Origin of the sequence: Paenalcaligenes hermetiae (assembly GCF_039543645.1) — a bacterium.
Lineage (GTDB): Bacteria > Pseudomonadota > Gammaproteobacteria > Burkholderiales > Burkholderiaceae_B > Paenalcaligenes > Paenalcaligenes hermetiae.
Genome location: NZ_BAABKD010000011.1, coordinates 27794 through 49511, shown reverse-complemented (window position 1 = coordinate 49511; position 21718 = coordinate 27794). Strand labels below are relative to the sequence as shown.

19 protein-coding genes, 1 tRNA gene and 1 pseudogene are annotated in these 21718 nt (G+C 48.7%); 9 read left to right on the top strand and 12 right to left on the bottom strand.

Annotation, left to right across the window (positions count from 1 at the left end):
* Positions 1 to 4 precede the first annotated feature (4 nt).
* From ABD980_RS09355 to ABD980_RS09345, 3 genes are all read right to left on the bottom strand, one after another.
* Complete coding sequence (locus ABD980_RS09355; RefSeq protein ID WP_345371257.1) at positions 5 to 637, bottom strand: energy-coupling factor ABC transporter permease; 633 nt, start codon at positions 635 to 637, stop codon at positions 5 to 7.
* 24 nt (positions 638 to 661) lie between these two features.
* Positions 662 to 1135 carry a lipocalin family protein gene (locus ABD980_RS09350; RefSeq protein WP_300647478.1) on the bottom strand — a complete coding sequence of 158 codons (474 nt, stop codon included), beginning with the start codon at positions 1133 to 1135 and terminating at the stop codon, positions 662 to 664.
* Between the two features lie 138 nt (positions 1136 to 1273).
* Complete coding sequence (locus ABD980_RS09345) at positions 1274 to 2437, bottom strand: MFS transporter (protein ID WP_300647477.1); 1164 nt, start codon at positions 2435 to 2437, stop codon at positions 1274 to 1276.
* A 78-nt stretch (positions 2438 to 2515) separates the two neighbouring features.
* On the opposite strand from ABD980_RS09345, the gene ABD980_RS09340 reads away from it, so the two are divergent.
* Positions 2516 to 3319, top strand: a complete 804-nt coding sequence (locus ABD980_RS09340; protein ID WP_345371254.1) for a helix-turn-helix domain-containing protein — start codon at positions 2516 to 2518, stop codon at positions 3317 to 3319.
* On the opposite strand, the gene ABD980_RS09335 is transcribed toward ABD980_RS09340, so the two are convergent.
* Positions 3316 to 3732, bottom strand: a complete 417-nt coding sequence (locus ABD980_RS09335; protein WP_300647475.1) for a carboxymuconolactone decarboxylase family protein — start codon at positions 3730 to 3732, stop codon at positions 3316 to 3318. The genes ABD980_RS09340 and ABD980_RS09335 overlap by 4 nt on opposite strands.
* Before the next feature lie 118 nt (positions 3733 to 3850).
* Here ABD980_RS09335 and ABD980_RS09330 point away from each other — a divergent pair, with 118 nt between their 5' ends.
* A complete protein-coding gene (locus tag ABD980_RS09330; RefSeq protein WP_345371251.1) occupies positions 3851 to 4927 on the top strand; it encodes a linear amide C-N hydrolase in 1077 nt (358 codons plus the stop codon).
* Here the strand turns inward: ABD980_RS09330 and ABD980_RS09325 are convergent.
* From ABD980_RS09325 to ABD980_RS09315, 3 genes are read right to left on the bottom strand one after another with little or no spacing between them, the layout of a single operon-like run.
* Positions 4869 to 5219: an AtuA-related protein gene (locus ABD980_RS09325; protein ID WP_300647473.1), complete on the bottom strand. Its 351-nt coding sequence runs from the start codon at positions 5217 to 5219 to the stop codon at positions 4869 to 4871. The genes ABD980_RS09330 and ABD980_RS09325 overlap by 59 nt on opposite strands.
* Positions 5206 to 6564, bottom strand: a complete 1359-nt coding sequence (locus ABD980_RS09320) for an acyclic terpene utilization AtuA family protein (RefSeq protein ID WP_345371249.1) — start codon at positions 6562 to 6564, stop codon at positions 5206 to 5208. Before ABD980_RS09320 ends, ABD980_RS09325 begins: the two co-directional genes overlap by 14 nt.
* Positions 6565 to 6581: 17 nt before the next feature.
* Entirely contained in the window at positions 6582 to 7883 is a 1302-nt protein-coding gene (locus ABD980_RS09315) for a CitMHS family transporter (RefSeq protein ID WP_345371247.1), read from the bottom strand.
* Between the two features lie 100 nt (positions 7884 to 7983).
* Between ABD980_RS09315 and ABD980_RS09310 the strand changes: the two genes are divergently transcribed.
* The 4 genes from ABD980_RS09310 (at position 7984) to ABD980_RS09295 (ending at position 11032) form a co-directional block, all read left to right on the top strand.
* Positions 7984 to 8871 (top strand): LysR family transcriptional regulator, encoded by an 888-nt coding sequence (locus tag ABD980_RS09310; protein ID WP_300647467.1) that lies wholly within the window; start codon positions 7984 to 7986, stop codon positions 8869 to 8871.
* A 134-nt stretch (positions 8872 to 9005) separates the two neighbouring features.
* Entirely contained in the window at positions 9006 to 9878 is an 873-nt protein-coding gene (nadC, locus tag ABD980_RS09305; RefSeq protein ID WP_260648893.1) for a carboxylating nicotinate-nucleotide diphosphorylase, read from the top strand.
* A 9-nt stretch (positions 9879 to 9887) separates the two neighbouring features.
* On the top strand, positions 9888 to 10883 hold the full coding sequence (locus ABD980_RS09300; RefSeq protein ID WP_345371244.1) for a tripartite tricarboxylate transporter substrate binding protein: 996 nt from the start codon (positions 9888 to 9890) through the stop codon (positions 10881 to 10883).
* A 72-nt stretch (positions 10884 to 10955) separates the two neighbouring features.
* Positions 10956 to 11032, top strand: a tRNA-Met gene (locus ABD980_RS09295).
* Between the two features lie 85 nt (positions 11033 to 11117).
* Here the strand turns inward: ABD980_RS09295 and ABD980_RS09290 are convergent.
* From ABD980_RS09290 to ABD980_RS09280, 3 genes are all read right to left on the bottom strand, one after another.
* Positions 11118 to 12038, bottom strand: a complete 921-nt coding sequence (locus tag ABD980_RS09290; protein ID WP_300647464.1) for an NUDIX hydrolase — start codon at positions 12036 to 12038, stop codon at positions 11118 to 11120.
* Positions 12039 to 12092: 54 nt separating this feature from the next.
* Positions 12093 to 13262, bottom strand: coding sequence for a flagellar biosynthesis protein FlhF (locus ABD980_RS09285; RefSeq protein WP_345371241.1), 1170 nt, complete (start codon positions 13260 to 13262; stop codon positions 12093 to 12095).
* Between the two features lie 116 nt (positions 13263 to 13378).
* The gene (locus tag ABD980_RS09280) at positions 13379 to 14962 is read right to left on the bottom strand and encodes a glycerol-3-phosphate dehydrogenase/oxidase (protein ID WP_345371239.1); all 1584 of its coding nucleotides are present in this window, start codon (positions 14960 to 14962) and stop codon (positions 13379 to 13381) included.
* 87 nt (positions 14963 to 15049) lie between these two features.
* Between ABD980_RS09280 and glpK the strand changes: the two are divergent.
* From glpK to ABD980_RS09265, 3 genes and pseudogenes are all read left to right on the top strand, one after another.
* Positions 15050 to 16541, top strand: a pseudogene (gene glpK / locus ABD980_RS09275) (glycerol kinase GlpK).
* A gap of 29 nt (positions 16542 to 16570) precedes the next feature.
* A complete protein-coding gene (locus ABD980_RS09270; protein ID WP_345371237.1) occupies positions 16571 to 17038 on the top strand; it encodes a TM2 domain-containing protein in 468 nt (155 codons plus the stop codon).
* A gap of 2 nt (positions 17039 to 17040) precedes the next feature.
* Entirely contained in the window at positions 17041 to 17823 is a 783-nt protein-coding gene (locus tag ABD980_RS09265) for a lipoyl protein ligase domain-containing protein (RefSeq protein WP_345371235.1), read from the top strand.
* Here the strand turns inward: ABD980_RS09265 and ABD980_RS09260 are convergent.
* On the bottom strand, positions 17720 to 19411 hold the full coding sequence (locus tag ABD980_RS09260) for a SulP family inorganic anion transporter (RefSeq protein WP_345371233.1): 1692 nt from the start codon (positions 19409 to 19411) through the stop codon (positions 17720 to 17722). The two genes, ABD980_RS09265 and ABD980_RS09260, sit on opposite strands and share 104 nt — an antisense overlap.
* Positions 19412 to 19456: 45 nt before the next feature.
* Entirely contained in the window at positions 19457 to 21703 is a 2247-nt protein-coding gene (locus ABD980_RS09255) for a heavy metal translocating P-type ATPase (RefSeq protein WP_345371231.1), read from the bottom strand.
* Positions 21704 to 21718: the final 15 nt, after the last annotated feature.

Sequence of the window (21718 nt, the reverse complement as noted above, 5' to 3'; positions counted from 1 at the left end):
TGCATTAAGACTTTTTATGCAAATAGTCCTTATCCAAAAATGTACACACCCACTCGGGTTTATATACCACTAGCGTAGCAATCGACATCCCATTGATCAATCCCTCGGGAAATAACATTAAAGGGATGATTTTTAAATAGTCTTCGACCAATACACGCCAACTGTAGAGATCCTGCCAAGCATAATACAAAGCAAATGCGCCCATTTGCGCCGTAATGGTAAGCGCCGCATTAGCAAAGCCCGCAATAAAAATATAAACAAACAAGTGGCGTGGCATGTAGCTGTAGCTCAATAAAAAAATAAAATAGCTCAAACTAATCGGCCACACGACGCCATACAACCAATTCATGCCAAACAGCGCCCATTGATCAACCCCCATGAGTGTACTTACCAGTAACGCCACACTAGCAACCAAAAGGCTTAAGCGCCACCCCAGCATTAACGCCAAAGTGGTTAACCCCAAAAAATGTAAATGTAAGCCTGGTTGAATACCCGTGCGCACCATCCACAAAGAGACCAGAATTAACATGCAAATCAGACTGAGCTGTTGCAAAGCTGTATCTTTAATAAAAGCACGCCAATTAAAATGCCAAGCAGCGACGGCTGTCACGGCCAAAGCGACCAATAAGTTCACCATGGTGTTTCCTGAGAATAGCTGATATTAGTTATTATGCGTAATCATCTGCTGAGTATCAAAGCCTAGGCTCTGGGCATAATTAATAAGCTGGGTAACCACGTGCGGGTCCTCTTGGGGGGATCGTGACAACACCCATAAATACTTCCGGTTTGGCGAGCCTACCAAAGCGGCTTGGTAGTCGCCTTCTATTTTTAGAATCCAATAGTCCCCCCACACCAACGGTAGCCAAGATAACCACTTGGGCGCAAAGCGTACCTCCAGTACGGCTGGGTTTAATGGTGTCACCGCATCAGATAACCGACCTTCGCCCTGCGCTTCTACTCCCTCACCATTTGCCTGCACACACTGATTTTTTACCAGTAAGGAGTTTACTTGAAATATATAGTGAGCTTGGACGTCTTTTGCACACTGCTTTTGAAAGCGATTTGGCAGTCGAGCCTGTTCATACCACGTCCCTGCATAACGCTGTAAGTTGACATCTGGTTGGGTCGGTAACATGTGCGCCTTCGAGCAAGCGCTCAAAAATATGACGCCTACTACTATGAGCCACTTTCGCATGGTTTTCTCCTTATCGCATTAGAGCTAGCATACCGCACCCTTGGCCTACCTGAGTAAAAAAGACAGGCTGTTTCAGTTTTAGGCTTGAATCTGCTGATCTCGCCCAGCATATAAACCACTGATTAGCATCATCACGGCAATCACAAGACAAAAAATCAAAGTACTCGCCCAGGATTGGCTAATATCATGCATCTTACCCGTTAATGCGGGTCCTCCTGCCGCTAATAAGTAACCGATAAACTGCGCCATCCCCGACAACGCCGCGGCCAAAGGCGCGGTCGCGACTCGCATTCCCACAAAAGATAGTGCCAGCACAAAAACCGCCCCCGAACCAAAACCTAAAATAACACTCCACCACCAGGCGGCATCCGGATACAACCACAGCCCCAGCAGCCCCACAAACACTGGCAGCATCATGAGTACCACCACTATACGTTGATCTTTAAAACGAGCAATCAATGGCACAATAACCAAACCCGGTATGGCTGTTGCTAACTGCAAAACCCCCTGCATGCTTGCTGCCTCATCGGCGCTAAAACCCGACGCCTGCAACATAGCCGGCAACCAGCTAACAACAATGTAATACATCAAAGAATTCAAACCCAGAAATAGCGATACCTGCCACGCTAAAGGATGACGCCATAAAGATATTGATGCACTACGGCGACGCTGCTCTGCTTGAGGACGGCCTTTGTGACGTTGTGGCCACCACACCACTAACGTAATAAGAATCATTAGACTCATGGCCAAAAGGGCTATACGCCAACCCCAAACATGCGCAATAGGCACGGTCACCGCTGATACCAGAGCAGCAATAATTCCCATGCTCAAAGCATACAAGGAGGTAATCAACGCAATACGCTGGGGGAAATCGCGCTTAATTAAACCTGGCAAAAGCACATTACCCAATGCGATGCCCACCGCAATGATATTGTTACCCATATAAAGAGCGGCTAAATGCGGTAAAGAACGTAGCCCTACTCCAATTAACATGAACCAAATGGCATAATAAAGACTACGCTCCAACCCAAAGCGCTGAGCAACGCTAGCACTACACAATGACACCAAGGCAAATACAAATAACGGCAAAGAAGTCAACAAACCCAGAGCTGCTGAACTTAACCCCGTATCAATCTGGATTAAATCCACCACAGTCGGCAAGCTCGTAATCGGCGCGCGCAGGTTAGCAGCAATACACACAATGCCCAAAATCAACCATTCAGGGCGTCGTAATAATTTCATAGTTATCCTAAAGCTATAACAGTAACAAAGTAATAGGATGACTTTACGTCATCCCTTCCCCGTCATAAAGGCGTTAATATGACAATCAATAGCTCAAATCAGACAAACCCGTGGCACGCCTACGGCATGAGCCCTATTAACCCAGACCAATTAACGGGGGCTTTATTCGTATTACAGACACAAATTGGGAAAACAGCGGCAGAGCTGCCATTGCATCAACATCAAAATGGCCAATTAATTCTTGTGCATCAAGGCCTCGTCACCTGTAAGGTAGAAAACGGCTATTGGCTGGTGCCCCCAAACAGTGCCATGTGGATCCCAGCTGAACATATCCATAGCAACCATAGCTCAGCCAATGCAAAGGTGTCTTATGTGTTTATTGATCGCTGTATTGGTCAGCTGCCAGCCACCGCTCAATTACTTGCCATACCCGCTTGGATTCAAGCCCTTATCCAGCAGTTGGCTCACGAACCCTACCCGTATGAAAACAACGCGTTGACTTGTGCCATGCAAGAAGTACTGATCATGGGACTACAACAAGTTAAAACCTTAGATTTATATGCGCCATTGCCCACAGAGCCACGCTTGCAACAAATGGCACAATCGATTTTGCAGCATCCTCAACAACGGATTCGACTCAGCACATGGGCACAACGCTTTGCCTGCAGTGAGCGAACACTAGCGCGCCATATTCAAAAACAAACCGGTATGAGTTTTCGTCGATGGCGCCAACAACTCTTGATTTTATTAGCTTTACAAAAACTGGGGGAAGGCCATGCCGTCAAACGCATTGCGAGCGATCTTGGTTATGAATCCCCCAGTGCATTGATTGCGCTTTTTAAGCAAATCGTAGGCGTAACGCCTGGACAATTTCAGCTTTAAGCCAAGTCTTGCGCTTGACTGATTTTCACGCCCTGCTCAGCAAACACGTCTTGCGCGACGCGTAATGCATTTAGTGCGCGCGGAAACCCCACATATGGCACCAAATGCATAATACAACCAACAATTTCATCGGGGGTCAGCCCTACATTTAATCCTGTCACCACATGCATCCCAATCTGAGGCGTGCCTTGGGCGACTAAAGCGGAAATGGTGGTCAGTACTTTTTGTTTATTATCTAAGCCTGGCCGTGCATACACATCACCAAACGCAAACTCCACCACCCAACGCTGCAAATCCGGTGCCACGTCTTTAAAACCGGCACCAATATCCATGTGCCCAGTGGCACAGTCAGGGGTAGGCACCGTCAGCTCTTTCAGTTTGTCTAAACCTTTTTGATAACGATCTGTGGTCATGTTCTTTCTCCATACAATAAAAACAAACACCCTATAGTAGCAAATGGCGCCTGCCTTATTTTGCAAAAGACTTTACAATAAGCAAGTAAAAAGTTTTTCTTTATTAGGGAATTTATCCATGTCATCCCTCTGCAAACTGAATCGCTGGTTTCGACTTTCAGTCGCTAGTGTACTTTTTGTTGCCCACCTCCTCCCGACTTATGCCTGCACTCGTGTGGTCTATCTAGGAGAACAGCAACATGTCATTACCGCTCGCTCCATGGACTGGAAATCGGATATAGGCACGAATTTATGGATATTCCCTCGGGGCATGAAACGCTCAGGTGAGGCAGGTCCAAACTCTATTCAATGGCAGTCCAAATACGGCAGCATTATCGCTTCTGGTTATGATATTGCCACTACAGACGGCATGAATGAAAAAGGGCTCGTCGCCAATGTACTTTGGCTAGTAGAGTCTTCTTATCCTATTTATGATGGCAGTACGCCTGGCCTATCTATTTCAGCGTGGGCGCAATATGTGCTGGATAATTATGCTACGGTACAAGAAGCTGTTGAAGCCCTAGCACAACAACCTTTTACTCTCGTTACTGATAAACTTCCTGGCGAAGACCGGCTCGCCACACTACACCTCTCTTTATCCGACGCCAGTGGCGACAGCGCAATCATTGAATATATTGATGGCAAACAAGTCATTCATCATGACCGTAGCTATCAGGTAATGACCAACTCCCCTACTTTTGAACAACAGCTTGCTCTCAATACCTATTGGGCACAAATTGGTGGGCTCAATATGCTGCCCGGCACTAACCGAGCTGCAGATCGTTTTGCAAGAGCTTCTTTTTACGTCAATGCGATTCCCAAAACTGATAATCCAGTAGATGCTCTTGCCAGCGCCTTAAGCATCATTCGTAACGTATCCGTGCCCTATGGGGTCAGCACCCCCGATCAGCCTAATATTTCCTCCACGCGTTGGCGTACTCTCGCTGACCACAAAAACCAGCTGTATTTTTTTGAGTCTGCTCTAGCACCGAACGTTTTTTGGGTCGACCTAAAACAAATAGACTTCTCGGAAAAAACAGGACAGGTTAAAAAGCTCACCCTTGGACCTAATCAGGCCAATATTTATGCTGGCGAGGTTAGCCATGCTTTTCAGCGCAGTGAGCCTTTTCACTTTTTAGGACTTGCTCAGGAATAGGCATGGCTAATAACGCATAGCTAAGGCTTTTACCATGCGCATCTACGGCCAGCGAGCGCGTAACCCCTCCCCCCAAAGCTCCCTCTAACACAAAATGCAAAGCATGGAGCTGGGGGAGCTCGTAACGGATCACAGAGCCTTTAACTTTTTCTCCTAAAAACTGCTGCACTCGCTCCGCAGTTAAAAATCGTTTTAACCATATAAAATCCGACGCCTGATAAGTGATCACGGATAAAGTGGAAGTATTGCCTTTATCACCAGTTCTGGCATGAGCAAAATCATAAAGATGCATCCGAAGTCTCCCAGATTTTTACAATAGGCTGCACTACCTGTTCAGGGATAAGCACCGATGCCACCGCCACGATCTCTTTGACCCATTTCTTTGCGCCCCCGCCGCCGGCTGGCCCATTGGTATAAAGCGCTTCAACCTCATTGCCTATGGTTTGTGCTGCCTCTCGTGTTTGTGTCCGTCCTGAGACACGCAACAAGACCTCATACGGAGCAATACGTTGATAACTCGTGCTAATTGCGTCACCATGCAAAGCGCTCACTCCTATTAGATCGCCACGCAACTCACTATAGTCTACCCCTAACTGCTGTAGTCGCTCCTGCACCACTTGATACGCAAGCTCCGCTCGCTCTTTAGCACTTGGCCCCGCGTAAGCGATTTCTCCAGTGCCTACATAACCATCTTGATAGCCAATAGATACCTTAAGCAAACCACTTTTTTCTCGACCCGACGCACCCTGTATAGCAATTTGTGATGGTCCGACTTGCGTAAATTGCACCTGACTAAAATCCGCTTGTACATCAGGCGTCAGATAGCAATGGGGATCATGAATCTCATAAAGGAGCTGTTCCGTGCAATTAGCAATAGAGAGCTCCCCCCCACTTTGCGCTAGCTTCGAAAAAACCGCATTCCCTAAAGCATCGACATCAGCATAAGGAAAACCAAGATTCGCCAGACCAGCCACGGATTTTTTAACCGGATCGGCATAATACCCCCCCGTAAGCTGTCCTGCACACTCGAGTAAATGACCAACGGCAGTGCCTTTACCTAATCGCTCCCAATCCGTTAGCTCCCAACCAAACTCGTACACGCACGGTGCTAAATATAAAGCAGGGTCCGCGACACGGCCAGTGATGACGACATCTGCTCCTAGCTCAAGCGCCTGCACAATTCCCGTTACGCCCAAATAGGCATTTGCCGAAAGCATGGATTTTAATGTTTGTGAGGACTGTCCTGTTTCCAACAAAGGCAAGTCATGGGCTTTAATGTAATCCGTCACATTATCCCCTGTGACGGAGGCTATTTTAAGCTGCGTCAAGCCCATGCTATCCGCTAATTTTCGTACTCGTTGAGCTGCTGCTAACGGATTTGCGGCTCCCATATTCGTGATAATTTTAGTGCGGTTGGCTACACACGCCGGCAACACCGCGCGAAAACGTGCCTCGAGCAACAAGTCATAACCCGTTTGCGCATCCGCTTGCTTACGCTGCTGCGCCAGAGCTATCGTACGCTCGGCTAATGCCTCGAAAATCAAATAGTCTAACTGCGCTTGCTGAGCTAAAGCCTGAGCCGGCTCAATACGATCCCCAGCAAACCCCGCCCCAGCTCCTAAACGAATCGTTTTCATTGTGATCACCTTTGCTTTTAAATAGGGATAACACCAACCAAGATCGCCACAAACGTCATCACTAAAGAGGCCGCCCATAAATATAAGAAGCTAAAGCGTTGATGCGCGCCCAGTTCAATCCCACATAAACCAACCAATAAAAAGGTAGCTGGGGTCAGAGGGCTAATCGGAAACCCGGTGGTCATTTGTCCCATAATCGCTGCTTGTCCCATACTAATGGGATCTACGCCCAATAGCTGTCCAGCCTCTGCCATAACGGGTAAAACGCCAAAGTAAAAACTATCAGGATCAAACAATAGACTCAACGGCATAGAAAAAATAGCGGTGACCAAAGGCAAATACTGCGCTTGATCGGCCGGCACATGCGCAGCGGCAAACAACGCCATTTCGCTGAGCATTTTGCTCTCTTTCATAATGCCAATAAATACCCCTGCCGCAAATAACACACTAGCCATCATCAGTGCTGCTTTCGCATGCGCATCAATACGCTCGCGCTGTGCTTGCGCTTTAGGGTAATTCAGCAATAACGCCAATACGGTCCCCACCATAAAACACACAACCGGTGGAGCCCAGTTAGCTATCATGGCATACAGCACCACAACCACTAACGTGATATTGACCCAGAACAAATGAGGACGATGCAAATCAGAGCGTGACGCGGATTCTTGGGCCTCGGTTGTACCCATGCCCAGGCTCACCCCAGCACGCTGCAAACGCCCTTCTTCCTTTTTACCTAACCACCATGCCGTCACATAGACAAACAGTAAGCCCGCTATTTGTACTGGTAGCATAGGGGTATAAAGTTCAGTAATAGAGCTATCTAAGGAACTAATAGCTCGTAGCGTTGGCCCACCCCAAGGCAGCATATTCGCCACCCCAGCGCTCATTGCTACCACGCAAGCCAATACGCGCTTATCTAGCTGTAAACGCTCAAACAAGGGCAGCATAGCAGGCACCACAACTAAAAAGGTTGATGCCCCAGATCCATCTAAATGTGCCAATGTTGCTAACACTGCCGTGCCTAAAGTAATACGAGCGGGATGATTGCCCACTAGCCGCAAAATACGCCGAATAATCGGCTCCAGTGTGCCCGCGTCATTCAATATGCCAAAAAATAAAATGGCAAAAATGAACATGCTCGCCATCGGCGCAATGGACTTGATACCACTAACGATAAATGCGCCCGTTTCTGTACCAAAGCCACCAAGCAAGGCAGCCACAATAGGCACAATAATCAGTGCCACCAGCGCTGAGAGACGATTTGTCATGATACTCGCAAGCAAAATAACAATCGTCAACAACCCTAAGAGTGCCAACATGTCTATGTCTCCTTTACTTTTATGGATTATTTAACGTATTGTAAATAGCTTGATTTATTAGTAAATTGAAATAATCTTATAATAGTTATTAGGTTTTCCTATGATTCATGGTGCCAAACATCTTCGCGCTTTTTTAGCGGTAGCCAAACTCAAAAGCTTTACACTAGCGGCCAGAGACTTACATGTATCGCAACCCACGCTCAGCGTACAAATCCAGCAATTGGAACAACATTTGAACGTCCAGCTTTTTGAACGAGATCGACGACACGTTCGCTTAAGTCCTGATGGTCAGCGCCTTTTTCCTGAGATTGAAAAACTCTACGAAGCGACTCAACGGTTATTTCAGGCCAACAGCAATCATTTGCCAACGCCTGTACACCTACGCCTCGGTGTTCTGCCATCTATCGCTGCAGCCGTTTTGCCACAGGTACTGCCCCCATTTAAAAAAACCTATCCCCACATCCATATCGAAATTCACGATGCCGTAGATCTAAACCTAATAAAAATGCTTAAAAGCCATGAAATCGAATTTGCATTAGGTGCGCATTTAAGCACAGAAAAAAATATCCGCTACACCCCATGGAAAGAGGACACAATGAGTGTTTTTTATCCTATTGGCCATCCTATAGAGCAAATCAGCGCTCCCTGCCTGACAGATATTATTCAATACCCACAAGTCGTGACTACCCTCAATACCAGCGTGCGCCAAATCGTCGATGCGGCTTTGCATGCCTTATCACTCAAAATGGAAATCGCAGTAGAAGCCCATTACCTTTCTACCGCTGCGGCTCTAGTGCAATCCGGCTTAGGGCTTGCGATCTTGCCCACCTCTGCCAGTCAAGCTGTCTGCATGACGCACCTACGCTCCACACCCATCGCCGCTCCCTCTTTAAAACGACAACTTGTTGTTTTACAACGCGAAAACCAAAGTCCGTCCTTAGCTGCCCAACAATTCATTCAATTTTTGCTTAATTTCTCTACAAGTTAAACGTCGAGCAGTCTTAATTAGTCTTATATAAGACCCTTGACCTTTTACTTATACTCAAATAAAGTATAAGTCTGCCACGTTGAAAATAACGCGCTGTGTTTTTTTAACCTTTTAATACTCGATTTGAGCATAATATGAATCACGTGCAATCTACGGTACCGCCTTTAGCTACGGTGCTGATCGAGCCTGTAGTACGAGCGACCCTAGCCGAAGACTTAGGGCGCGCAGGCGATATCACTAGCGATGCCATTATCCCCGCTACCACTCAGTCAGAATTGTATTTGGTCGCGCGCCAAGCCGGTGTACTCGCTGGTCTAGACCTAGCGCGGCTTGCTTTTATGCTGGTAGATCCCAGCATCGATTTTGAAAGCTTACTCCAAGATGGAGCACGCCTAGAACCAGGTAGCCGCATTGCGCGTATCGCTGGGCCAGCACGAGCTTTGCTCACCGCGGAGCGTACTGCTCTTAATTTTCTGTGCCATCTTAGCGGGATTGCCAGCATCACAGCTACAATTGCAGATCGCATTGCCCCTTTGGGCTGCAAGGTCACCTGCACGCGCAAAACAACGCCCATGTTACGTCATCTCGAAAAATACGCCGTGCGTGTAGGGGGCGGCAGCAATCATCGCTTTGGTTTAGACGATGCCATCCTCATCAAAGACAACCATATTGCTATTGCCGGCAGCATCCAAACCGCCGTAGAACGCGCGCGTGCTGCAATCGGTCATCTGGTCAAAATCGAAGTCGAAGTCGATACTCTAGAACAGTTGGATCAAGCGCTCGCACTCGGTGTTGACGTGATTCTATTGGATAACATGGATATCCCCACCCTCAAAGAGGCCGTACGTCGTATTAATGGACGAGCTATCAGTGAAGCGAGCGGAGGAATCACTCCAGATACGGCGGCAGCCATTGCTGCCACAGGTGTTAACCGCCTTGCCATCGGCTGGATCACCCACAGCGCCCCCATTTTAGATATCGGTTTAGATGCGCTCAACCCCGCATAGGTAAACATTATGAAAGTAAAAGCTCTATGGGCTGGCCTGGCCGCCATAGCTCTTAGCGCCGTGGCTGCACTAACCTGGCGCCCACAGGTCGAGGCCGCCGCCACAACCCAAGACATCTACCCCAGCAAGCCTGTCACCATTGTGGTTACTTTCCCCCCCGGCGGGGGTACCGACCTGCTAGCGCGTAAGCTGGGCGAGGCCTTGGAGCAGCGCTGGCGCCAGCCCGTGATCGTAGAAAACCGCCCAGGTGCCAGTGGCAATATCGGAGCGCGCTATGTGGCCGACAGCCACGCCGATGGCCACACCCTACTTATGGTTAATAGTTCGTTTGCCATCAACCCCGGGGTTTACCGACAACTTGGCTTTAATCCAAAAAAGGATTTTGCCCCAATCATTAATGTGGCATGGATCCCTTCGGTATTGATTGTCGGCGAACGCAGCTCGGTTAATACCTTAGAGCAAGCCCTCGCACAAACACAAGCCGGCTCGGTCGCCTATGCCTCATGTGGCAATGGCACCCCTCAACACCTAGCCGGAGAAATGTTAGCCGAACGCACCCAACAACCACTACTTCATATCCCCTATCGGGGCTGTGGCCCTGCTGTTTCTGATATTATGGCTGGCCAAGTTCCCATGGGCTTCGTGACCATTGCCAGCGCGATGGGCTTTGTACAGCACGGCAAACTCAAGCCTTTGGCTGTTACCTCTCCCACGCGCAGCCCTGTTATGCCTGATGTCCCCACCATGGCTGAGCTTGGTATAAAAGACTATGAGCTAAATCAATGGCATGGGCTGCTCGCACCAGCCGGCACCCCATCCGCGATCATCACGCAACTTAATCAAGAGCTAAGCCAAATTATGCAGCAAGAAAAAATTCAACACGAACTGCAAAATTTAGGTTATACTACGACTCGTAGTACAGCAGATGAATTTACACGCATTATTCATGCGGATATTGATCGCTTTGCCGCACTTACACAACGTGCTGGCTTACAAATCAACTAAATTCATCCTTTTTAATTTTTCTGCAAAAAACACTTGCACAAAATTAAAAAACCATGCTATATTACAGGTCTTGGCTCATTAGCTCAGCAGGTTAGAGCGACGGAATCATAATCCGCAGGTCCCCTGTTCGAATCAGGGATGAGCCACCAAAATTCCAAAAACCCCGCTAAATTTTAGCGGGGTTTTTTTATGCCTTATTTTTCAAAACGGGCAAATCACTCTGCCCGCTTTAGGCTAACGCGCTTGTTTAGCTAGTGGTAATTTTGTTCCCGCAATCGCTCGCTCCTGAATCACATCCCCCTTAAACCGAAACAGCTTAGCTGGACGGCCAGCCGTGCCCGCTGTCATCGCGCCCGTTTCTTCTACTAAATTTTGCTGCTCAACCAAACGTCGGAAGTTTTGTTTATGCAACACCCGCCCCGCAATCGCTTCTACGGTTTGCTGTAATTGCAATAAAGTAAATGCTTCGGGCATGAGCTCGAACATCACCGGACGATATTTAATTTTTGCACGCAAGCGCGCCATACCTGTGGCCAAAATGCGCCGATGATCATAACGCATCGGCAATCCTAGCGCCCCCTCTTCTCCAAGCTCGTTACTATCACGTGTAGCTTCTGCCACTAACCCCGCTTCAAATAATAACTCGTAGCGCTGCAGCACCATGTCCTCGTTCCAAGGAGAGCCATCCAAACCAAATGCATAGGCCACACGTGGCCAACGCAAAGGGGCTTGAGTACGATCCATCTGCGCCCACCGTGTTAATGCCGGAATCAAATGCTGACTTAACAAGTCGGGCATGCCAGCACGCCAGTCTTCCCACGGAAAATAGCGATACCAGTCCTGCCAGCCTACCTCGGCAACATCCGCATTCGCGCTTTCTACGGTTAAGGCCAAATAACTCACGGAAATCACGCGCTCGCCCGAAGCATAAAAACGCCCTTTGTCTGCAAAAGTATATAGCTGCTCCACATAACCCAGCTCGTGCTGCGTTTGCTCCTCTACCCACTGTCGCAACCCATTTTGCAAAGAGCGGTGGGAATGTTGTAACGGCCCTGCCGGCAAAGCCCGTGCACACTGCGTGGTCAGTACACGCGGCTGACCTTGCGTAACCGCGACTAAAACGGCGACCAGCTCAGCTGACAAAGAGGCATCCATCTCCATCCCCAACCTTTAAAAATCCTACTACTACAAAAAGCGAACCCAACACCTTTAACACGGTGTTTTTTGCTCGCCCAATTGCGCTTTAAGCCTAAATAATTTCAATAAAGATGAGCTAAACTGTGTATCATCTAGAGACTTTTCTCCTAAAGTAACCAACAACAGTTGATTAACTGGTCGCAAACGACGATATTGGTTTAACTCCCAAACCGTCCCTCCAAACCTTACAGCTAGCTCTAATAAGTATCTTTGATCCAACCCCAATCGTTTTACAAAATTTCTTAAGGGTCGATGGTGATAAGCTCGCCCTGTATAGCGTAAAAAACTTTTACTCTCAGTATGCTGCAACAACCACACCGCTACTTTTTCTGGGGTCAACACCAAACCAGGATTAGTTGAACAAAACACATAAAGTGTTCTGAGCTCTTGCATTGTTCTGGTATCTACAATTTTAAAAACGTAGAGCAAAAGCTTAATCTCTTTACCCCCGCGACTGCGTAATACGACTGGAGCCTCAGCATACCAAAAACTATTTCCGCTTAGCTGCTCCCCAAAAATCTGCTGATAGGGCAACGGCATCTTGGCATAGTTAACCGCATAAAACTCTAATTTTTCTGCGACCGCTGATGGTGTTGTATATTCATTAGCACTACTCCAGCATTTCGTAGAAGGAGAAACCACAGCAAACACATTACGCCCACTTTTTTGCCACGTCTGCCATAGTTGATTCGTGTGCTCTTCGACCCAATGAACTACAGGCACATCTAAACTACATTTTTCATTCCAGTCCATCGCAAATTCCAGCTCAAAACGAGCTGATTTATTTTTTGGGCTTCGTTGTAGAGTCACACCGTTATCCCATCTTTCTGTGTCGCTCAATTGCAGCAAAGGGGCAGCCAATAGCTCTCCGCTCCCTGCCCCAATCACACTCGCATACATTTGGGACTGAATAGCCCTTAACCGCTGTTTAACATGGTGAATTAAAATCGGCTGATCTGAAGCTAATAAAGCCGCTTTCTGCACAGCCTCTTGCTGATACTGCACCGCCTGCTCGGATAAAGCCATGGTTAAACGCTTGTTCTTTGCTTCGGACCACAGGTCAAAAGCGGCCGAACCAAATGCCATCTCATCAACCAAGCTTACTGTTTGGCGTAATGTACTTATATCAATACATTGCTTGGACAAGTTATTACGAGCAAAAACGGATTTTAATGTTTGCATACGTATAAAATTTATCAAATTGATACTGGCTCTTTACGAGCAGCATAAAGAGCTAGCCAAACCACCCTAAATTTTGCTCTACCACACAAAACTCAGGGTTAAGCTCAGTGCTCAAATTACTCATGTAACTGATACTGATTACATAAAGCAAGAAACTCGGCCAGCCGTGGCGTCTCTATCCCTTCCTGCTCAAGAATTTCAGCCACATGGGGCGCGGCCTGAGCAGATTGCCTTGCATCTAAAAATAACCAACGGCTGCGACGTGCCAAAACATCCTCAACCGTACGCGCGTACTCATAACGCACGGCAAAGCGTACCATTGCTTGGCTCAACCCGGGTAGGATTTCCTGATCCGCTCCGTCTAGGCTCTGTACCCAGGCAGCTTCGCTACCATAAACACGCGCATCTGGCTGGCTTTGTAAACTACGATTTTGCCTATCTACCGGAGCTCCTACCAAGACCAAAGATTTTGTCGTCGATGGGGCCAAATGCCCTAACACCCCCTGCTGCGTACAGTGTTTTAAGACATCTTCGGCCATGGCACGGTAAGTCGTCCATTTCCCCCCTGTCACCGTAACCAAACCCGAGGAGCTACTTAAGATAGTATGTTCACGACTTAATTGTTTTGTGCTACCAACCGAATCTGCTTTCACTAAAGGACGCAGCCCCACCCATACGCTGCGTACATCGGCACGGGTGGGAGCTTTGGCTAAGTAATTAGCGGCCTCGGATAAAATAAATGTGATTTCCTCCTCGAACGCTGCTGGCTCACGTGCCAAATCATGACGTGGGGTGTCCGTGGTTCCTAAAATCACTTTTCCTAGCCAAGGCACTGCAAAAAGCACGCGTCCATCTGCGGTTTTCGGTACCAGCAAGGCATGCTCACTGGGCAAAAACTCCCGATCCACCACCAAATGTACTCCTTGACTTGGGCTCACCAAGCTCTGTACAGGTTGCTGCGTATGCTGAGCATCCGTACGCCGTAAATCATCCACCCATACGCCCGTCGCATTAATGACACAGCGTGAATGAATGGTATAGCGCTCTTCGGTTTCTGCGTCCTCACAGATCACCCCAGCAACTTGTTGATTGTCATACAGCAAGTCCACTACTGGGCAATAGTTCACCACCAACGCTGAGTTAGCCGCCGCCGTACGTGCCAAAGCCAGCGCCAACCGTGCATCATCAAACTGTCCATCCCAATACATGACCCCGCCTTTTAGCCCGTTCTCTTTTACACCAGGCAATGCGGCCAAAGCTTGACGCCGCCCTAAAAAACGTGTGCTTCCTAAACCATCTTGACCTGCGAGCGCGTCATACGCTTTAAGCCCGATGCCATAAAAAGGGGTTTCCCAGCATTTATAAGAAGGCATCACAAAGCCCAAGGGCGAGGCCAAATGGGGGGCATTACGCAGCAACGTTGTGCGCTCGTGTAAGGCTTCGCGCACAAGCGCAATATTGCCCTGTGCCAAATAACGCACCCCACCATGGACGAGTTTCGTCGCCCGAGATGAAGTGCCTTTAGCAAAGTCATGTGATTCTAACAATACAACAGATAAACCACGCGCCGAGGCATCGACCGCTATACCTAAACCTGTTGCTCCACCACCGATTACGATAAGATCAACCTCGTTGATGCGCGCTAAAGCGGCCATGATTTGAGATCGATCTGCTGGTAAGGGAGAGATTCTTGAAGTCATGAAGGATAAACCAAAAAAACAAACGCAGCCTATAGTTTAATTCAAGCTAGGGGTAAACTTTAAGGATTACATGGAAATGATGGTGATATGACATATTTACTTGCGCTAGACCAAGGCACATCCAGTTCGCGTGCCATTGTATTTGATCGCTACGGTAATAGCATCAGTGTGGCACAACAAGAGTTTAACCAACACTACCCTCAATCGGGTTGGGTAGAGCATGATCCCATGGAGATCTGGCATAGTCAGCTCCACACGGCACAGCAGGTCCTAAAACAAGCCAACCTAAAGGCTAAAGACATACAAGCCATTGGCATTACGAACCAACGAGAAACTACCCTGCTCTGGGATAAACGCACTGGAAAACCGCTTGCCCCCGCTATTGTGTGGCAAGACCGGCGCTCTGAACCCCTGTGTGCAAAACTTCGCGAACAAGGTCACGAAAATCGCATTTTTGAAAAAACCGGCCTACGCTTGGATGCGTATTTTTCCGCAACCAAAATCGCGTGGCTGCTGGAACAGCATCCTAACGCACGAGATTTGGCAGAACAAGGGCATCTGGCTTTTGGGACGGTGGATAGCTGGTTAATTTGGCAATTATCAGGTGCCAGCACCCATGTCACCGACACCACCAATGCGTCACGTACCCTACTTTTTAATATCCACACCCAACAGTGGGATGCTGAGCTGCTACAATTATTTGGCATACCTGAATCGATATTGCCCTCTGTACAAGCGTCTAGCAGCTACTTTGCTACTACCGATGCCCGTCATTTTGGCCACTCCATCCCTATTCATGGTGTAGCGGGTGACCAACAAAGTGCGCTGTTTGGTCAAGCCTGCTTTCAGGCGGGCATGGCTAAAAACACTTATGGTACAGGATGCTTCATGCTCATGCATACGGGGCACCAAGCGCAACCCTCACAAAATGGACTCATCAGCACCTGTGCGGCGCAACATGATAGTAACGCGGCTTATGCCTTAGAGGGAAGCGTGTTTGTCGGGGGGGCGGTGGTGCAATGGTTACGTGATGGTCTGGCCGCCTTTGATCACAGTCATCAAATCGAAGCCTTAGCACTCAGTGTGCCGGATTCGGGTGGTGTGATGTTTGTTCCTGCCTTTACTGGGCTCGGAGCGCCTTATTGGCAGGCTGAAGCACGCGGCACGATTACCGGACTCAGCCGTGGTAGTACTATGGCCCATATTGCCCGTGCCGCTTTAGAAAGCATCGCTTATCAAAGCACCGCCTTACTTGAAGCCATGAGTCGCGATGCCTGTCAAACCGGCTCTGCCCCGCTCACCGAGCTGCGTGTAGATGGGGGGGGCAAGTCAAAACAATTTATTGATGCAGTTTCAGGCTGACTTATTAGGTATCCCAGTCGTGCGCCCCACGCTTATCGAAACGACGGCACTTGGCGCAGCCTATTTAGCGGGACTTAGTGCTGGTGTTTATGCTCATGTTGATGAACTACAACACTTATGGCAAATTGATCGCGTCTTTGAGCCCTCGATTTCGCGCGAGCAAGCCCAAGAACTCATGCATAAGTGGAATCACGCTATTCGACAAACCTGCGCCTAAACGGCTTTCCCTCTATTTAAGGATCTTCTATGCGTAACTTAGCCTTAGCCATTGGCGTTTTTATTGTAGTGTTGGTGGCACTAAGCTTTGGGGAGAAAATCACTAGCGAGCTTTTTATCTGGCTGTCTCATATCACAGGGATTGCTATGCATCAGCTTCAGGATCTTACTTTAGTCATGCAGCGCTATGTTCAAGCTAACTGGGGTAAAGTGCTGATCGCACTCGCGTTAACTGTCCCCATTAGCCTATGGATTAGCCGACAAAGTCAACAAGGCGACCCCAGTGACCGTATTCACAAAAAACGTAAAATAGCCATTTTTCTTGCCGTGTTTTTAGGTTGGCTTGGCATACATCGCTTTTATTTAGGGCAAATCGGTTGGGGGCTAGTTTACATCGTTATCTTTTATCTCTTTGCCCCACTTATTGTACTGATTAGCTGGATTGACGCGCTACGCTATGTATTAATGAGCGATGAAGACTTTGCACTCCGGTTATAAACATGGATTTTTTTCACGTACGTACTTATCTACAACAGGCCAGCCCTAACGATTTTGATGAGCACTTGCTTCAGTCCACACTACACCATGGCCCGCAAGCGATTATTTGGCAAGGGCAACAGGGGCTAGTGGTGCCTCGTACTTATGCTCAGCACCCTCGCTTTAAATACAGTCTGCAACAACTACAAGCCCTGGGCTGGCCCCTGACAGTACGTCAATCAGGGGGTGGTGTGGTCCCCCAAGGGCACGGCATCTGGAACATTAGCTTAGCGTGGCGACAATACGGACGCCCTTTGGATTTAGCCGGCCCGGCTTATGCATTATTATGCCGGCCACTGCAAAAAGCATTCGCCGATGTAGGAATAAAAGCCAATACCCAAGCGGTGGAGGGGTCATTTTGTGATGGCCGTTATAATCTTGCCATTTGGCACCAGCACCAAGCCAAAAAAATCGTGGGTACGGCACAGGTGTGGCGCCGCTGCGCGCCCCCTCTGACTGTTCCCTCACCCACTCGCCAAGCAGGCGACCCGTCTGATTGGCATGTTGTACTGTGCCATGCACTGGTGCTCATCCACGTCGATCACGAGCTTGTCACTCACTACGCTAATCTTGTTGAACAAACACTAGAGCGCACACAACGCTACCAGGCCCAACGTATTGTTAGCCTTAATACCCTAAACATTAGCTCTGAGCAGTGGCTGTCTCGGTTGCAATACCATTTGCGTCAGCAAGCTGTGCCTCATGACCAAGCATTGTCATCACACTCGGAATCGAATCATGAATAGCACTCGCTCCCAATTTTTTCGTAATCCCCATACGATTGAGTTTACGACGAATCGCTGGGTTGGCCTCGGATAATAATAAACGGATCTGTTTACGCTTGCAGCTATCCACGGCCTTGTCTAGAGCCGATAAAGCTGTACCATCGGCAAACGGCACATGATGCAAACGTAACACCACAGTATGCACATTGCTATCCACCTGCTCCAATGCGCGCTCAAAAGGGTCCACCGCAGCAAAGAAAAAAGGCCCCTCTACGCTAAAGACCGCCACATGAGCCGGCACTTGGATGGCATCCGCAGCAAATTCTCGCTTTAAAGCACGCGCTGACTGGGGTTCAACACGTACACTATCGGCCATACGCTTTAAAAAATGCAGCATGGCTAGCACAACCCCGATATTGACGGCGACAACCAAATCAGCAAAAACCGTCAACCCCAGGGTGACGAGCAAAATCAGCACATCCGCTTTAGGCGCGCTTCGAATTGTATGCCACACAAGCCGAGGCTGGCTCATATTCCATGCAACCATAAATAAAATCGCCGCTAAGGTAGCCAAAGGAATGTGTACGGCTAATGGAGCTAAAACAATTAGCACCAGCATCAGTACAATGGCATGCACAATACCAGCAATGGGACTATTTCCCCCATTACGAACGTTGGTAGCTGTACGCGCAATCGCGCCTGTGGCCGCAATCCCCCCAAAAAGCGGTGCTAGAATATTAGCTACCCCCTGCCCGATGAGCTCCTGATTCGAGTTGTGGCGCGTATTGCTCATGCTGTCTGCCACCACCGCTGATAATAACGACTCAATTGCCCCCAGCATGGCAATAGCAAAAGCCGGACCAATGAGCTCAACCAAGCGGTTAAGACTGATTTCAGGTAGCTGAAAACTGGGCAGCCCCCGAGGGATTTCCCCAAAAGCACTCCCAATGGTTGCCACACTAGAGAACTGAAAAATCGACTGCACCAAGGTCAACACCACCAGCGCGACCAAAGGACCAGGAATACGCTGCATACGAGGGATACGCGGCGTATAAATCACAATCAATAACGACAAAACAGCAACAAAAGTCGTCATCAAATCCATTTGAGGGAAAGAGGTGATCAGCTGCCAGAACTTTTCATGAAAATGCTGCCCTGTTACGGCGGGCAAGCCAAAAAAATCTTTCCACTGCCCTACCCAGATAATGACACCAATCCCCGCCGTAAACCCCACAATAACAGGAGCGGGGATAAACTTAATAATTGCTCCCAAGCGCGCAGCGCCCAGCAGCAAAAGAATAACCCCCGCCATCAACGTAGCTATCTGTAAGCCATCCACGCCATGTTGCGCCACGATGGCAGACAGAATCACGATAAACGCCCCGGTAGGCCCTGCAATCTGAACGCGGCTACCACCTAAAATCGAGACGGCCAGGCCGGCTACAATCGCGGTGTAAATCCCCTGTTCTGGTTTAACGCCCGACGCAATAGCAAAGGCCATGGCCAAGGGCAGCGCCACAACCCCGACGATAATGCCCGCGATACAATTTGAAACCCAATGTTTACGCGCCAACAAGCCGGCGCGCTTGGCCTCGAGTAAAGCGATCATTGAAGACTATCCTAAATAAATAATTGATTAACTGTATCTATTTATTTAAGCGCTTGGCGTCGATTTTAGCAACCGCAAGCTATTCAAAACCACTAATAGGCTTGCTCCTACGTCGGCAAAAACGGCCATCCACATCGTTGCTACCCCAGCTATAGCAAGCGCTAAAAACACCAATTTAATTCCAATTGCGGCACTAATATTCTGCACCAAAACACGATGTAACCGCTGAGACAAACGAATCGTATACGGGATGTTAGCAAGGTCGTCATTCATAATCGCAATATCTGCCGTTTCAATGGCCATGTCCGACCCTAACGCCCCCATAGCAAAACTTAGGTCTGCTTTTGCCAAAGCGGGAGCATCATTAATTCCATCTCCTACCATGGCACTAAACCCTTCAGTTTGTGTACGCTCTGTGATAATGCGTAACTTATCTTCTGGTAGTAAATCCCCTTGGGCTAGAGGAATCCCTGCCTGGTTTGCTACATGCTGCACAGCCGCGCTGTTATCTCCCGATAACACTTCCACCTTTACTCCTAGCCGAGATAAATCAGCCATTACGGCCTGGACCCCGGATTTTATTTGATCTGCAATCGCAAACGCGGCAACCACCTGCTGTGCTTTGGCTAAGTAAACAAAACTGGCTCCCGCTTGTTGCCATGTTTTCTGCCAAGATATTAAGTCTGCACTAAGCGGTGCATGGCTCAGCCAGCTTAAACGCCCAAGCTGCCAGCTCACACCGTTTTGTGTGGCCATCACACCCGCTCCCGCAACCGCTTGAAAATCCTTTACCGGCAATGCGGACACAGCCCCCTCCAGTGAGCGTGCTAGCGCTTGCGAAGCCGGATGATCAGAACGGCTCGCCAAAGCATAAGCCATCTGCTCCACCGTTTCTAATGGGTACGCTGGCGCCACCCATTGGTCCTGTAAAACCGGCATCCCTGCTGTAATCGTGCCCGTTTTATCTACCGCTAAATAGTCCAATCGTCGAGCGCGCTCTAAATGTAATCCCCCTTTTACCAATAGACCTGCCTTGGCGGCAGTAGCTAAAGCGCTTACTACTGCTACCGGTGTGGAAATCACTAATGCGCATGGGCAAGCAATCACTAACAAAACCAGTGCTTTATAAACCCAATCCAACCACGTACCACCAAATAACCATGGACCTAATAGGGCAAGCGCTAAAGCTCCAAACGTCACGATAGGCGTATACACCTGAGAAAAACGATCCACAAAACGCTGTACAGGCGCTTTGCTTTGTTGTGCTTGCTGCACTGAAATGGCAATACGAGCTAGCAAACTCTCATCATAAGTACCTTGTGTGCGGTATTGCAGCTCGCCCATGCCGTTAATCGAACCCGCATACAGCCTATCTCCGCTCTGCTTAAGTACAGGTAAACTTTCGCCAGTGATCGGTGCTTGGTTTACTGTTGACGAACCCGCTTGCACCACTCCATCTAAACCAATACGAGCGCCTGGCTTAACCTTTACCAGGCTGCCAGCGGTTACCGTTTGGGCTGGTTGTAAATGCCAATGCCCCTGCTCATCAAAAACCTCAACCTCGTCAGGTGCCAAAGCCAATAGGCCATCGACAGCGCGGCGCGCTCGATCTAAAGAGCGAGCTTCGATATATTCTGCCAGCGCAAAAAGTGACATCACCATCGCTGCTTCAGGCCACTCTCCCAGTAATACCGCCCCAGTCACCGCGATGCTCATCAACGCATTGATATTTAAATTACGATTAGTTAAGGCAATAAGACCCTTTTTATAAACCGTGCCCCCCGTTAATGCGATGGCTATCACCGACAGGACAATCACCATCCAAGAAGGCCATACGAGCCAGGCGCCCAGCTCTGCCAACAATGCCAAAAACACGGCACTTATCACCATCACAAGTGTTTTTTTCCCATGAGACGGCTTAAGCGTTTTAGGCTGATCCCCAGCTTGGATCAACACAGGATCCATGCCTAAACGTTGGATAGCAGATACCACTTGGGAACCATAACCAGCCGTATGTAATACATCTAATTGACGCTGCATCAAATGAAACTGCAACGCAATTACCTGAGCATCACCCTCAAGTTTTTTACGGATGAGTTGCTCCTCTACTGGGCAATCCATTTGCTCAATACGCAGCCGTGTCAGCTCCTGTCCCGCTTGCACCGCTAACGGGGCAACGGAGGATGGCGTATACGTTGGAGCCGCACAACAGCTTGCCGCAGCAGGTGACTCCCTTTCGGGCTGATGCGCCTCGTCGTGGGAACAACATGATGATTTAGGCCAAGCACTCATAAAACACCTCTTCAT

Excerpts from the sequence above, each read along its gene's own strand:
- ABD980_RS09345 (WP_300647477.1), bottom strand. The coding sequence starts at position 2,437 with ATGAAATTATTACGACGCCCTGAATGGTTGATTTTGGGCATTGTGTGT.
- ABD980_RS09265 (WP_345371235.1), top strand. The coding sequence starts at position 17,041 with ATGGATTTTTTTCACGTACGTACTTATCTACAACAGGCCAGCCCTAAC.
- ABD980_RS09300 (WP_345371244.1), top strand. The coding sequence starts at position 9,888 with ATGAAAGTAAAAGCTCTATGGGCTGGCCTGGCCGCCATAGCTCTTAGC.
- ABD980_RS09290 (WP_300647464.1), bottom strand. The coding sequence starts at position 12,038 with ATGGATGCCTCTTTGTCAGCTGAGCTGGTCGCCGTTTTAGTCGCGGTT.
- ABD980_RS09255 (WP_345371231.1), bottom strand. The coding sequence starts at position 21,703 with ATGAGTGCTTGGCCTAAATCATCATGTTGTTCCCACGACGAGGCGCAT.
- ABD980_RS09270 (WP_345371237.1), top strand. The coding sequence starts at position 16,571 with ATGCGTAACTTAGCCTTAGCCATTGGCGTTTTTATTGTAGTGTTGGTG.
- ABD980_RS09320 (WP_345371249.1), bottom strand. The coding sequence starts at position 6,564 with ATGAAAACGATTCGTTTAGGAGCTGGGGCGGGGTTTGCTGGGGATCGT.
- ABD980_RS09280 (WP_345371239.1), bottom strand. The coding sequence starts at position 14,962 with ATGACTTCAAGAATCTCTCCCTTACCAGCAGATCGATCTCAAATCATG.
- ABD980_RS09340 (WP_345371254.1), top strand. The coding sequence starts at position 2,516 with ATGACAATCAATAGCTCAAATCAGACAAACCCGTGGCACGCCTACGGC.
- ABD980_RS09325 (WP_300647473.1), bottom strand. The coding sequence starts at position 5,219 with ATGCATCTTTATGATTTTGCTCATGCCAGAACTGGTGATAAAGGCAAT.
- ABD980_RS09315 (WP_345371247.1), bottom strand. The coding sequence starts at position 7,883 with ATGTTGGCACTCTTAGGGTTGTTGACGATTGTTATTTTGCTTGCGAGT.
- ABD980_RS09330 (WP_345371251.1), top strand. The coding sequence starts at position 3,851 with ATGTCATCCCTCTGCAAACTGAATCGCTGGTTTCGACTTTCAGTCGCT.
- ABD980_RS09260 (WP_345371233.1), bottom strand. The coding sequence starts at position 19,411 with ATGATCGCTTTACTCGAGGCCAAGCGCGCCGGCTTGTTGGCGCGTAAA.
- ABD980_RS09350 (WP_300647478.1), bottom strand. The coding sequence starts at position 1,135 with ATGTTACCGACCCAACCAGATGTCAACTTACAGCGTTATGCAGGGACG.
- ABD980_RS09355 (WP_345371257.1), bottom strand. The coding sequence starts at position 637 with ATGGTGAACTTATTGGTCGCTTTGGCCGTGACAGCCGTCGCTGCTTGG.
- ABD980_RS09310 (WP_300647467.1), top strand. The coding sequence starts at position 7,984 with ATGATTCATGGTGCCAAACATCTTCGCGCTTTTTTAGCGGTAGCCAAA.
- ABD980_RS09285 (WP_345371241.1), bottom strand. The coding sequence starts at position 13,262 with ATGCAAACATTAAAATCCGTTTTTGCTCGTAATAACTTGTCCAAGCAA.
- ABD980_RS09335 (WP_300647475.1), bottom strand. The coding sequence starts at position 3,732 with ATGACCACAGATCGTTATCAAAAAGGTTTAGACAAACTGAAAGAGCTG.
- nadC (WP_260648893.1), top strand. The coding sequence starts at position 9,006 with ATGAATCACGTGCAATCTACGGTACCGCCTTTAGCTACGGTGCTGATC.